Annotated in this window: 11 protein-coding genes and 2 pseudogenes; 6 read left to right on the top strand and 7 right to left on the bottom strand. The window is 68.2% G+C overall.

The genetic code is table 11. The features are described from left to right. Positions 1 to 53: 53 nt before the first annotated feature. From ACIBLC_RS20905 to coxB, 3 genes are read right to left on the bottom strand one after another with little or no spacing between them, the layout of a single operon-like run. Positions 54 to 452 carry a cytochrome c oxidase subunit 4 gene (locus tag ACIBLC_RS20905; RefSeq protein WP_383683581.1) on the bottom strand — a complete coding sequence of 133 codons (399 nt, stop codon included), beginning with the start codon at positions 450 to 452 and terminating at the stop codon, positions 54 to 56. Then, a complete protein-coding gene (gene ctaD / locus ACIBLC_RS20900; RefSeq protein WP_399212532.1) occupies positions 449 to 2,185 on the bottom strand; it encodes a cytochrome c oxidase subunit I in 1,737 nt (578 codons plus the stop codon). Before ctaD ends, ACIBLC_RS20905 begins: the two co-directional genes overlap by 4 nt. Next, the gene (coxB, locus tag ACIBLC_RS20895) at positions 2,182 to 3,174 is read right to left on the bottom strand and encodes a cytochrome c oxidase subunit II (protein WP_399212531.1); all 993 of its coding nucleotides are present in this window, start codon (positions 3,172 to 3,174) and stop codon (positions 2,182 to 2,184) included. Before coxB ends, ctaD begins: the two co-directional genes overlap by 4 nt. 363 nt (positions 3,175 to 3,537) lie before the next feature. Between coxB and ACIBLC_RS20890 the strand changes: the two genes are divergently transcribed. Further along, entirely contained in the window at positions 3,538 to 4,920 is a 1,383-nt protein-coding gene (locus tag ACIBLC_RS20890; RefSeq protein ID WP_399212530.1) for a cysteine desulfurase/sulfurtransferase TusA family protein, read from the top strand. On the opposite strand, the gene ACIBLC_RS20885 is transcribed toward ACIBLC_RS20890, so the two are convergent. Further along, complete coding sequence (locus ACIBLC_RS20885) at positions 4,921 to 5,895, bottom strand: carbohydrate kinase family protein (RefSeq protein WP_399212529.1); 975 nt, start codon at positions 5,893 to 5,895, stop codon at positions 4,921 to 4,923. A gap of 144 nt (positions 5,896 to 6,039) precedes the next feature. Between ACIBLC_RS20885 and ACIBLC_RS20880 the strand changes: the two genes are divergently transcribed. After that, a complete protein-coding gene (locus ACIBLC_RS20880; RefSeq protein WP_399212528.1) occupies positions 6,040 to 6,249 on the top strand; it encodes a hypothetical protein in 210 nt (69 codons plus the stop codon). A gap of 201 nt (positions 6,250 to 6,450) precedes the next feature. After that, positions 6,451 to 8,004 carry a hypothetical protein gene (locus ACIBLC_RS20875; protein WP_399212527.1) on the top strand — a complete coding sequence of 518 codons (1,554 nt, stop codon included), beginning with the start codon at positions 6,451 to 6,453 and terminating at the stop codon, positions 8,002 to 8,004. Between the two features lie 196 nt (positions 8,005 to 8,200). Here ACIBLC_RS20875 and ACIBLC_RS20870 read toward each other — a convergent pair whose 3' ends face one another. Next, entirely contained in the window at positions 8,201 to 8,557 is a 357-nt protein-coding gene (locus ACIBLC_RS20870; protein ID WP_365427349.1) for an iron-sulfur cluster assembly accessory protein, read from the bottom strand. 301 nt (positions 8,558 to 8,858) lie between these two features. Here ACIBLC_RS20870 and nadA point away from each other — a divergent pair, with 301 nt between their 5' ends. Then, positions 8,859 to 10,043: a quinolinate synthase NadA gene (gene nadA / locus ACIBLC_RS20865; RefSeq protein WP_399212526.1), complete on the top strand. Its 1,185-nt coding sequence runs from the start codon at positions 8,859 to 8,861 to the stop codon at positions 10,041 to 10,043. Positions 10,044 to 10,121: 78 nt separating this feature from the next. On the opposite strand, the pseudogene ACIBLC_RS20860 reads toward nadA, so the two are convergent. Next, a pseudogene (locus ACIBLC_RS20860) lies at positions 10,122 to 10,208 on the bottom strand (IS5/IS1182 family transposase); the annotation flags it as partial. Between the two features lie 12 nt (positions 10,209 to 10,220). Between ACIBLC_RS20860 and ACIBLC_RS20855 the strand changes: the two are divergent. After that, positions 10,221 to 10,328 (top strand): annotated as a pseudogene (locus ACIBLC_RS20855) (IS5/IS1182 family transposase); the annotation flags it as partial. Positions 10,329 to 10,395: 67 nt separating this feature from the next. On the opposite strand, the gene ACIBLC_RS20850 reads toward ACIBLC_RS20855, so the two are convergent. Then, positions 10,396 to 11,310, bottom strand: coding sequence for a transposase family protein (locus tag ACIBLC_RS20850; protein WP_399212838.1), 915 nt, complete (start codon positions 11,308 to 11,310; stop codon positions 10,396 to 10,398). A 347-nt stretch (positions 11,311 to 11,657) separates the two neighbouring features. Between ACIBLC_RS20850 and ACIBLC_RS20845 the strand changes: the two genes are divergently transcribed. Beyond that, positions 11,658 to 12,302, top strand: a 645-nt coding sequence (locus ACIBLC_RS20845; RefSeq protein ID WP_399212524.1) for an IS5 family transposase, incomplete at its 3' end; no start/stop codon positions are given.

The following is a 12,302-nucleotide window of genomic DNA, read 5'->3' as shown; positions in this document are numbered from 1 at the left end:
GGAGCCCGGACTCTCCTGACGGAGTGTCCGGGCTCCCTGGCGTTCAGCGCGTGCTACTGGGTGCGGTTCTCACCGTGGTAGTACTCGAAGACCCAGCCCCACAGGCCGATCAGCAGGATCGGGGCCGAGAAGTACACCAGCCACCAGCCGAAGACGACGCCCAGGAAGAGCAGCGCGCCTCCGACGCCGAGCGTGAGCGGCTGCCAGCTGTGCGGGCTGAAGAAGCCCACCTCGCCGGCCTCGTCCGCGACGTCGGCCTCCTTGTCGTCCTGTGCCAGCGCGTCGACCCGCCGGGCCGTGAAGGCCAGGTAGTAGCCGATCATGATGCTCAGGCCGAAGGCCAGGAAGAGCGCCGTCGTACCGGCGGGCTCCTTCGACCACACGCCGTAGACGATGGCCATGACCAGGATGAAGACGGCCAGCCAGATGAACATCTTGCCTTGGACCTTCACTTGCCGGCCTCCTTGCCACCAGCGAGGGCCTTCTCACCGTGACCGGCGTTCTCGAGCTGGTCGAGAGCGGCGATCTCCGGGTGATGCAGGTCGAATGCCGGGGATTCGGAACGGATCCGCGGCAGGGTGAGGAAGTTGTGCCTGGGCGGCGGGCAGGACGTGGCCCATTCGAGCGAACGGCCGTAACCCCACGGGTCGTCGACCTCGACCTTCTTGCCGTACTTGGCGGTCTTCCAAACGTTGTAGAGGAACGGCAGGATCGACAGGCCGAGCAGGAACGAGCTGATCGTCGAGATCGTGTTCAGCGCGGTGAAGCCGTCGGCGGCGAGATAGTCCGCGTACCGACGCGGCATGCCCTCCGCACCCAGCCAGTGCTGCACCAGGAACGTGCCGTGGAAGCCCACGAACAGCGTCCAGAAGGTGATCTTGCCGAGCCGCTCGTCGAGCATCTTGCCGGTCATCTTCGGCCACCAGAAGTGGAAGCCGGAGAACATCGCGAACACCACGGTGCCGAAGACCACGTAGTGGAAGTGCGCCACCACGAAGTACGAGTCGGAGACGTGGAAGTCCATCGGCGGCGAGGCCAGGATGACGCCGGTCAGACCACCGAAGGTGAAGGTGATCAGGAAGCCCGTCGCCCAGAGCATCGGGGTCTCGAACGACAGGGACCCCTTCCACATCGTTCCGATCCAGTTGAAGAACTTCACGCCTGTCGGCACGGCGATCAGGAACGTCATGAAGGAGAAGAACGGCAGGAGTACGCCACCGGTGACGTACATGTGGTGCGCCCACACGGTCACGGAGAGGCCCGCGATCGCGATGGTCGCGCCGATCAGGCCCATGTAGCCGAACATCGGCTTGCGCGAGAACACCGGGATCACTTCGGAGATGATCCCGAAGAAGGGCAACGCGATGATGTACACCTCTGGATGGCCGAAGAACCAGAAGAGGTGTTGCCACAGCAGTGCCCCGCCGTTGGCTGCATCGAAGACATGTGCCCCGAATTTCCGATCCGCCTCCAGCGCGAACAGCGCGGCGGCGAGAACGGGGAAGGCGAGCAGGACCAGTACGGCGGTCAGCAGCACGTTCCACACGAAGATCGGCATGCGGAACATCGTCATGCCGGGAGCGCGCATGCAGATGATGGTGGTGATGAAGTTGACCGCACCGAGGATCGTGCCGAAGCCGGAGAAGGCCAGACCCATGATCCACATGTCGGCGCCGATGCCCGGCGAGCGGACCGCGTCCGACAGCGGGCTGTAGGCGAACCAGCCGAAGTCGGCCGCGCCCTGCGGGGTGAGGAAGCCGCCGACCGCGATGAGCGAGCCGAACAGGTAGAGCCAGTAGGCGAACATGTTCAGCCGCGGGAACGCCACGTCGGGCGCGCCGATCTGAAGCGGCATGATCCAGTTCGTGAAACCGGCGAACAGCGGCGTCGCGAACATCAGCAGCATGATCGTGCCGTGCATCGTGAACGCCTGGTTGAACTGCTCGTTCGACATGATCTGCAGACCCGGACGCGCCAGCTCGGCACGCATGAGCAGCGCCATGACGCCGCCGATGCAGAAGAACGCGAACGACGTGACCAGATAGAGCGTGCCGATCGTCTTGTGGTCAGTGGTGGTGAGCCACTTGATCACGACGCTGCCGGGCTCCTTGCGCCGTAGCGGCAACTCGTTCTCGTACGAGTCCTCGGCTTCGGCGGCACCCTGGGGTTCGTTGAGGATGCTCACAGGTTGTTCGTCTCCCGGTTCTTCTCGGGGTCCGTCTGCTCAATGCCGGCCGGGACATAACCCGTCTGGCCCTTCTCCGCGAGTTCCTTGAGGTGCGCCTCGTAGCGCTCGGGAGAGACGACCTTCACGTTGAAGAGCATCCGGGAGTGGTCGACGCCGCAGAGTTCGGCGCACTTGCCCAGGTAGGTGCCCTCCTTGTTGGGGGTCACCTGGAAGGAGTTGGTGTGCCCCGGAATGACGTCCTGCTTCATCAGGAACGGCACCACCCAGAAGGAGTGGATGACGTCACGCGAGGTGAGGATGAAGCGGACCGTCTTGCCCTCGGGAAGCCAGAGGGTCGGACCGGGGTTGTTCGTCTGCGGGTTCCGCGTGCTCGGCGTGCCGACGTCGTAGACACCGCCGGCGTTCGCCGGGAAGTCCTTGTAGAACCGGCTCGGAATGGCGGCCAGGTTCTTGTCGGTCGCGGCGTCACCGGTGGAACCGTCGACGTTCTCGATGTAGTTGAAGCCCCAGCTCCACTGGAAGCCCACGACGTTGATGGTGACGTCGGGCTTCTTTTCGAGGCTGAGGAGCTTCGTCTCGTCGCGGGCTGTGAAGTAGAACAGCACCGAGACGACGATGAGCGGGACCACGGTGTACAGCGCCTCGATGGGCATGTTGTACCGGGTCTGCGGGGGAACTTCGACCTTGGTACGGCTGCGCCGGTGGAAGAACACGCTCCACAGGATCAGGCCCCAGACCAGCACGCCCGTGGCGAGCGCGGCCGCCCACGAGCCCTGCCAGAGAGAGAGGATCCGCGGACCCTCGTCCGTAACCGGGGTGGGGAAACCAAGGCGGGGAAAGTCCTTGTATGTGCAACCGGTGGCGGTCGACAGGACCAGGCCCGCTGTCATCGCCTGCAGCGGCTTCCGCCACATCGGGCGCCGCGGCGTGGGGGTACCGCCCGCGCCCTTCAGGGAGCGGGGGAGGTCGGAGCCGTTGGGACTCACGTAGCGCCTTCCCGAGAGTCTCGCCCGCGCTGGTTGGCTACGGCCTTCTCGCTGGTCGCTCGCCGCCCTGGCACACGGGCAGGGGTTTGGATGTTTATGCGGAGCAAACCCTACTGGACGCTAATCGGGGTCGCGCGGGGAGGGGTGCGCAACGCGCCGCCGGGTCAGTCGAAGGGGGTGGGTTGCCCTGCTCCGGGCTGCTTCTGACGGGGGATCCGGGGTGCCCGATGGTTCCGGAGAGTGATCCTCGTCGTGCGGCTGCCGGTGCGTCGTGGCCGATCGCGCCAACGCGGCGGAGCCGCACCTGTCACAGCCCCGCGCCCTCCGGAGCGCTCCCCCGACCGGAAGCTTTAGCGTTACGGCGTGTCCTACTTCGATGCCGCCTCCGCCGCTCCTCTCCATCCCGTTGCCCGGCAGGCCCTGCAGGCCTCGCTCGACGAGGGGTGGGCGGATCCCGCACGTCTCTACAGGGAGGGGCGGCGGGCCCGGCTGCTGCTCGACGCGGCGCGTGAGGCGGCGGCCGACGCGGTGGGCTGCCGCCCGGACGAACTGGTCTTCACCTCGTCCGGAACCCGGGCGGTGCACTCCGGGATCTCGGGCGCGCTGGCCGGACGCCGACGCGTGGGCGACCACCTGATCGTGTCAGCGGTCGAACACTCTTCGGTGCTCCATTCGGCCGATGTCCACGAGTCGGCGGGCGGTTCGGTGACCCGGGTCCCGGTCGCCCGTACGGGCGCGGTCTCCCCTTCGGCGTACGCGGCGGCCCTGCGCCCGGACACCGCGCTCGCCTGCCTCCAGTCCGCCAACCACGAGGTGGGCACGGAGCAGCCGGTCGGCGCGGTGGCTCAGGAATGCCGGGCGGCGGGCGTACCGCTGCTGGTGGACGCGGCGCAGTCGCTGGGGTGGGGCCGGGTGGAGGGCGACTGGTCGCTGCTCACCGCGAGTGCCCACAAATGGGGCGGCCCTTCGGGTGTCGGGCTGCTCGTCGTACGCAAGGGGGTGCGGTTCGCCCCTCAAGGGCCCGTGGACGAGCGGGAGTCGGGGCGGGCCGCCGGGTTCGAGAACATTCCCGGGATCGTGGCCGCCGCGGCGGCGCTGCGGGCCGTGCGGGCCGAGGCGGCCGCGGAGGGCGCCCGGCTGCGGGAGCTGACGGACCGGATCCGGCTGCGGGTGCCCGAACTGGTCCCCGACGTCGAGGTGGTCGGCGACCCGGACCGCCGGCTGCCCGGCATCGTCACCTTTTCCTGTCTCTATGTCGACGGAGAGACTCTGCTGCACGAACTGGACCGGGAGGGATTCTCGGTCTCCTCGGGTTCGTCGTGCACGAGCAGCACGCTGACGCCCAGCCATGTCCTGGCGGCCATGGGCGTACTGACCGAGGGAAATGTCCGCGTGTCGCTGCCGCCGGGTGTCCCGGAGGCGGACATCGACCGGTTCCTGTCGGTGCTGCCGGGCGCGGTCACGGCCGTACGGGAGAAGCTGGGCGCCCCTGCCGTGCCGGTGAGGACGCCCGCGGCCTCCGACTCGCTGGTCGTGAACGCGCTGGGCAGGCGGTGTCCGATCCCGGTCATCGAGCTGGCCAAGGTCATCGGCGATGTCCCGGTCGGCGGCACCGTCCGCGTCCTGGCGGACGACGAGGCGGCGCGGCTGGACATTCCGGCGTGGTGCGAGATGCGGGGGCAGGAGTACGTGGGCGAGGAGCCGGCGGACCACGGCTTCGCCTATGTGGTCCGCCGGGTGTCCTAGTTACACCATGTGGGTCTGGACCTCGGCGGCGGCCTCATGGCCGTACGCCTTGGTGAAGCGGTCCATGAAGTTGGTGCGGCGCAGCTGGTACTCCTGCGTGCCGACCGTCTCGATGACCAGGGTGGCGAGCATGCAGCCGACCTGGGCGGCGCGCTCCGGGGAGACGCCCCAGGCGAGGCCGGAGAGGAAGCCCGCGCGGAACGCGTCGCCGACTCCGGTGGGGTCGGCCTTGCGCTCCTCCTCCGCGCAGCCGACCTCGATCGGCTCCTCGCCGACCCGCTCGATGCGCACGCCCTGCGCGCCGAGGGTCGTCACACGGGTGCCGACCTTGCCGAGGATCTCCTCGTCGCTCCAGCCGGTCTTGGACTCGATGAGCCCCTTCTCGTACTCGTTCGAGAAGAGGTACGTCGCGCCGTCCAGCAGGACCCGGATGTCCTCGCCGCTCATCCGGGCGATCTGCTGCGAGAAGTCGGCCGCGAACGGAATCGAACGGGAGCGGCACTCCTCGGTGTGGCGCAGCATCGCCTCGGGGTCGTCCGCGCCGATCAGGACGAGGTCGAGGCCGCCGACGCGGTCCGCCACGGACTTGAGCTCGATGAGGCGGGCCTCGCTCATGGCGCCGGTGTAGAAGGAGCCGATCTGGTTGTGGTCGGCGTCCGTGGTGCACACGAAGCGGGCGGTGTGCAGCACCTCGGAGATGCGCACCGAGTTGGTGTCGACGCCGTGCCGGTCGAGCCAGGCGCGGTACTCGTCGAAGTCGGCGCCCGCCGCCCCGACCAGGATCGGTTCGGTGCCGAGCTGGCCCATACCGAAGGCGATGTTCGCGCCGACCCCTCCCCGGCGCACGTCGAGGTTGTCGACCAGGAAGGAGAGGGAGACCGTGTGCAGCTGGTCCGCGACCAGCTGGTCGGCGAAACGGCCGGGGAAGGTCATGAGGTGGTCGGTGGCGATGGAGCCGGTGACTGCGATACGCACGGCGAGGACACGCTCCTGCGAGGGATGTGGAGGGGCTGGCGTTGACAGTTCACGCTACCCGGTCGACGCGCGCGCACTGAAGCGGCAGAAACTACCCGATAGTAGATCTTTCTTCGCGAGCTCCACCGTGCCTACGGTGCCGCTATGACAAACCTGAAGGTCCACGGCACCGCTCCGCAAGACCTCGAGGGCGATCTGGCGTCGCTGCGTGGCGACTGCGCGCGAATGGCCGGGCACTGGACCGCGCCCGACCGCGTCACCGCCCTTCCCGTACCGCCCTCCCTCATCCGCGGCGTGACGGTGCCGCCCACGTCGGCCCGGCTGCTGGACGCGATGTCCGACTACGGCAACTGACGGGAACGGACGGAGGCCGGCCGAGGCCGACGGGAAAAGCGGGCGGAAACCGCGCTCGCAGGGAACCGTGCGCTCCCCCGCTGCGTCCCATCGCTGTCCCCCGTAGAGGGGATGCGGTATACGACCCACAGCGCCTTTTCCGGCGCCCCATCTTGACCGGGCCGGGCCGTCAGGACAGCAGTGGAGCTAAGGAGCGATGCGGTGAGCACCGAGCGACCCGACAACGAGGCGACCGAACCCCCCGAGGGTGGCGAGACGGACGGCGGGACGGCGCAGCCACGCCGGCGGCATTCCCCGGTGGCCGTCGTCTCCGTCGCGGCCGCGGTCCTGCTGATGGGCGGCGGCGGGGCGTACTTCGCCACGACCGCGTCGGACGGCGGGAAGGGGAGCAGCGGCTCCGGAACGCCCGCGGCCGGCGGCACTCCCCGGGCACTCGCCCTCGACAACTACTCCGGGAGCGCCGAGAGCAGCACGGGCGGCACCGGTGGTACGGGCTCCCCGAACGGCATCGCGCCCGGTGAACCCAACCCGTACGGCACCACCTACCGGGCGGACGGCGAGCTCGCCGACGGCCCGGACTCCGCGCCCGTGTACGCGGCGAAGGGCGAGGTGACCAAGGCCGAGGTGGCGCGGCTGGCCGAGGCGCTCGGGGTGGCGGGCACCCCGCGGACGGACGGGGGCGACTGGACGGTCGGCTCCACGAACGACGCGGCGGAGCCGAGTCTCCGGGTGAGCAGGGACGCGCCGGGGACCTGGACGTACCGCTCCTCCGTGCCGGGGAGCGACAACTGCCCCAAGGACAAGCGCTGCGTTCCCGTCGGGTCCAGCGGCCTGGCGGGGCTGCGCCCGGCGGCGGTGAGCGAGGCGGCGGCGAAGAAGGCGGCGGCCCCGGTACTGAAGGCCGTCGGCCAGGACGACGCGAAGCTGGACGCGAGTCAGCTGATGAACGACGACCGGGTACGGGTGGTGAACGCGGACCCGGTGGTCGGCGGGCTGCCGACGTACGGCTGGACGACCGGCGTCCAGGTCAGCTCCGAGGGCCGGATCATCGGCGGCAGCGGGCAGTTGAAGGTGCCCGCGAAGGGGGACACCTACCCCGTCATGACGGCGCGGGAGACCCTGGACCTGATGAACGGGCAGGCGTCGGGCGGCGGGCGCAAGGGGATCGGTGGCTGTGCCAGTCCCGTACCGCTGAAGGACCGGGACGAGGTGCCGTGCGAGGCGTCGACCGTGGCTCCGGAGCCCGCGTCGGTGTCTGTCGAGAAGGCCACGTTCGGGCTGGCGGCGCACTCGGTGGACGGACGGCAGGCACTGGTGCCGTCCTGGCTGTTCGAGGTCCGGACCCCGGGTGTGCGGGACAGCGTCACGGTGACGAATCCGGCGGTCGAGCCGCGGTACCTGAGCTCGCCGAAGGCCGACCAGGACCCGGTCCCCTCACCGAGCGGGGAGCCCACGTCCGGTGACGTCGAGGTGCAGGGCTACACCGCCGACGGCAAGGAGCTGACCGTGAGCTTCTGGGGCGGGGTGTGCAGCGACTACTCGGCTTCGGCGAGCGAGAGTGCCGGCAAGGTGACGGTCACGGTGACCGGCACGTCGAAGCCGGGCCAGGTCTGCATCGCGATCGCCGAGGCGATCGACCTCGAGGTGAGTCTGGACAAGCCCCTCGGCGACCGCGAGGTCGTGGGAAAGAACGGCAAGGAGATCCCGGAGGGCAAGGACCTGGGAGCCGTGGAGAAGTCGGCACAGCCGCGGTGACAGCCGCACGGGAGTCGGTACAGGCTCGGTGACGGCTCCGCGGGAGTCGGCACAGGCCTCGGTGACGTCCTGCGCGCCCGAGTCGGCGCAGGCCGGCTGAGCGCATACGCGAAGGCGGCGTCCCCCTCGGAGGGGGACGCCGCCTTCGTACGCGTGCGTGCGGGGGCGAGCCAGGAGCTCGGCCGTGCGTCGCGGCTCAGCTGAAGGAGTCGCCACAGGCGCAGGAGCCCGTCGCGTTCGGGTTGTCGATCGTGAAGCCCTGCTTCTCGATCGTGTCCACGAAGTCGATGGACGCGCCGCCCAGGTACGGGGCGCTCATGCGGTCGGTGACGACCTTGACGCCGCCGAAGTCCTTGACGACGTCGCCGTCGAGGGAGCGCTCGTCGAAGAAGAGCTGGTAACGCAGGCCGGAGCAACCGCCGGGCTGGACGGCGACGCGCAGCGCCAGGTCTTCGCGGCCTTCCTGGTCGAGCAGGGCCTTGACCTTGGCCGCGGCCGACTCGGACAGGATGATGCCGTCGTTCACGGTGGTGGTCTCGTCCGATACGGACATCTGCTTCTCTCCCGGGTTGTTCGGAGACTGCTTGCCGACGTTTCCAACCGTCGGGGCCGCGGATTCATTCCGGGCCGAGCCCTAGTGTCTTCGCGTTCTCTCTTCATGCTCGCACACGGGCCTCGGCACGCACAGCGCCCTGTGGACAACCCCTCCGGGATTCACGTCACATCGACGCTATGCCAGTCGTCAAAGTGACGTGAAGCAGTTATGATAGATAACGTCAATTCGACGAAAAGGCATGTTCCGCTGGATCGCCACCGCGATCCGAGCGAGCCGCGCAAAAGAAAGGGTTGGTGTCGTGACCACCGCCCAAGCCCAGGAGCTCGACGTACAGCCGACGCCTCTCGCCCTGCTGCTGCTCGGCCGCGAGGCCGACCCGCGGAGCGAGCGTGGCGTCGAGTGCCCAGGTGACCTGCCCTCGCCGTCCGACCCGGACCTGGTGGAGCGCGCCCGCGCGGCCAAGGAGAAGCTTGGGGACAAGGTCTTCGTCCTCGGCCACCACTACCAGCGCGACGAGGTCATCCAGTTCGCGGACGTCACCGGTGACTCCTTCAAGCTGGCCCGGGACGCGGCCGCGCGGCCCGAGGCCGAGTACATCGTGTTCTGCGGTGTGCACTTCATGGCGGAGTCCGCGGACATCCTGACCGGCGACGACCAGAAGGTCGTCCTGCCCGACCTCGCCGCGGGCTGCTCGATGGCCGACATGGCCACCGCCGAGCAGGTCGCCGAGTGCTGGGACGTACTGACCGAGGCCGGGATAGCCGAGCAGGTCGTGCCCGTCTCGTACATGAACTCCTCGGCGGACATCAAGGCGTTCACCGGCAAGCACGGCGGCACGATCTGCACCTCCTCCAACGCCCAGCGCGCCCTGGAGTGGGCCTTCGAACAGGGCGAGAAGGTGCTCTTCCTCCCCGACCAGCACCTGGGCCGCAACACCGCCGTCCGGGACATGGGGATGACCCTGGAGGACTGCGTCCTCTACAACCCGCACAAGCCGAACGGCGGCCTCACCGCCGAGCAGCTTCGGGACGCGAAGATGATCCTGTGGCGCGGCCACTGCTCCGTGCACGGCCGCTTCTCCGTCGAATCGGTCGAGGACGTGCGCGCCCGGATCCCCGGTGTGAACGTGCTGGTGCACCCCGAGTGCAAGCACGAGGTCGTCGCGGCGGCCGACTACGTGGGCTCCACGGAGTACATCATCAAGGCCCTGGAAGCGGCTCCGGCCGGTTCCAAGTGGGCCATCGGCACGGAGCTGAACCTGGTACGGCGGCTGGCGAACCGTTTCGCGAGCGAGGACAAGGAGATCGTCTTCCTCGACAAGACGGTCTGCTTCTGCTCGACCATGAACCGCATCGACCTGCCCCACCTGGTGTGGACCCTGGAGTCCCTGGCGGCGGGCAACCTCGTCAACCGCATCGAGGTGGACCGGGAGACGGAGCGGTTCGCCAAGCTGGCGCTCGAGCGGATGCTGGCGCTGCCGTAGACCCTGGCATGAGTGACATGGGTAAGGGGCGCCCGCAGTTAGTGAGCGTCTAGTTCTCCGATGTCTGTTTGATTTGGCTTAGCTGCCGCGCCAGTTGGGGGTGGTTTCGTGGGTGAGGCGGCGGGTCATGAGGGTGCGGGCGAGGCGTCGGTGGTGCATGAGCCAGACGGTTGGGTCGGCGAATGCCGCCAGCTCCATCTGCGCTACGAACGCAAGGCCGAGCACTTCCTGGCCTTCACCGCCCTTGCCACCAGCCTCAACAATCACCGCCAACTCACCAAGTGAGACGACGTCTAACGAGTTGGTGCGTGATAGCGGGTGTGGCGTGTTTGGCCTGGTCGTCGTCTGTTTTTCAGACGGTGATGGTGCGATCGGAGACGATGTTGGCGATGGCGCGGTAGGTGTCGGGTAGGCGGTCGCGTCGATGGGTCCAGCGCATCAGTTGCTTCCAGCGCTTGTGGTCGGCGAGGGCGTGTTCGACGGTGATGCGGTCGGACGAATGCCAGTGGCGGTCACGTTCCCACTGCTCAACTCTGCTGCGCGGTGCTCCCGGACGGGGCTTTCTCGGCGGTGTGATCGCTTGCCCGCGGTGGTCGCGACTCAGGCCGAGGTAGCCGTCGTCCAGGAGGACCTCGACGTCGGGGAAGTGCTGGAAGCACACGGCGATGCCTTCATTGCGGGCGGCCCTCACGTCGTGCATACGACCAGGCCGCAGGGCATCGGTCCATAACGTGCGACCCCGCCAGTCCGCGATGACGGTGGCCTTCATCGTGTTCTGCTTCTTCTTGCCCGAGACGAACGCGCGCCGGCCACCACGGCCGGCCGGTGGCCGACGGACCTGAATCTCGGTTGCGTCCAGCCGCAGCTCGATGCCTTCGGCCTGCGCGTAGGCGAACACGTCCGTCAGCGTGCGCAATCGCAGGCCGGGACGGTCGGGGACCGCGCACCCCCGCTCGGCCAGGAGCGCGCGTACTTCTGTGATCGCGCGGGTGATGGTGGAGCGGTCGACACCGAACAGCAGGCCGAGCACCGCGTGCGACAGGTCGTGTCGCAGATGGATCAGCGTGGCCACCAACCGGTCGACGAACACCAGCTGGTGGCGAGCGCCGGCACCCGCAGCCCGCTTCCTGGCCCCGCCCCGTACAGCATGACGGCGGCCCTCGAGGTCGGCCTGCCACGGCAGCGCCAACTCCTCCACCAGGCATGCAAGATGACACTGCGAGATCCCCGTGAACAGCCGATGCGCCAGCACTGTCCGATTGACCATGATCGCCACATCCGGATCATGTCACCAGACCGGCACGACGCCTCACCCGCTATCACGCACCAACTCGTAACCCGGCTCAGGTCTCGGCATGCATCCTCACCAAGCCTTCTTCAGCCTCGCCCGCATCATCAGACGATATCTGAGGGAACCAGCCACGCGCGCGTCGCGACCATGAATCGAATCTCAGCCTGCTTGATAAGCCACCGCCAGTCCACGGCCGGAAGCATGCCGTCGCTGTTGCAATGGTCCGTACCCGGGGAATCGACTCCCTTACCGCGACCGTGTTCAATTCGAAGCCTAGAGCTCGTAACAGGATCTTGGTGAGATGTCCTGGTCGGGCGTGACCGGTGCGACGATTCGCCGTTCGTGATGCTGTGAGTACTCGGCCGTGGATCGTGGACGACGACTTGTGGGCACTGATCGAGCCGCTGCTGCCACCCTGGCCCGAGAAGTCACCGGGGCCACGGTCGGCGGCTGACCGACACTGCTTGCAGGGCATCCTGTACGTCCTCTACAACGACATAGCCTGGCAACTCCTGCCGCTGGAGCTGGGGTTCGGCTCCGGGCAGACCTGCCGACGACGCCTGGAACGTTGGCAGCAGGCAGAGGTCTTCGACCAGCTGCACCGAATCGTGCTGGCCGAACCGAACGCGGTCGGCCGCCTCGACTGGTCGAGGGCCTGCGTGGACGGCTCTCACATCCGCGCAAAAAAAAGGGGCGCCGACACTGGTACGTCGCCGGTCGACCGGCGGAAAACGGGCAGCAAACACCACCTGATCTGCGACTGCCTCGGCACTCCCCTCACGGTCATCACGACCGCGGCAAACGTCAACGACGTCACCCAGACCCTCGCCCTGGTCGACGGCACCCCATCCGTGGCCGGGCGGCCCGGCCGGCCACGCCGTCGCCCCGATTCACTGCTCGGCGACAAGGGCTACGACTCCAACCCTCACCGCGAGGAGCTGCGCAAGCGCCGGATCCTGCCGGTCATC

The sequence above is a fragment of the Streptomyces sp. NPDC050535 genome, assembly GCF_044457665.1.
Taxonomy (GTDB): Bacteria; Actinomycetota; Actinomycetes; order Streptomycetales; family Streptomycetaceae; genus Streptomyces.
This window is presented reverse-complemented; position numbering and strand designations above follow the sequence as displayed.

Excerpts from the sequence above, each read along its gene's own strand:
- ACIBLC_RS20880 (WP_399212528.1), top strand. The coding sequence starts at position 6,040 with ATGACAAACCTGAAGGTCCACGGCACCGCTCCGCAAGACCTCGAGGGC.
- ACIBLC_RS20870 (WP_365427349.1), bottom strand. The coding sequence starts at position 8,557 with ATGTCCGTATCGGACGAGACCACCACCGTGAACGACGGCATCATCCTG.
- ACIBLC_RS20850 (WP_399212838.1), bottom strand. The coding sequence starts at position 11,310 with ATGGTCAATCGGACAGTGCTGGCGCATCGGCTGTTCACGGGGATCTCG.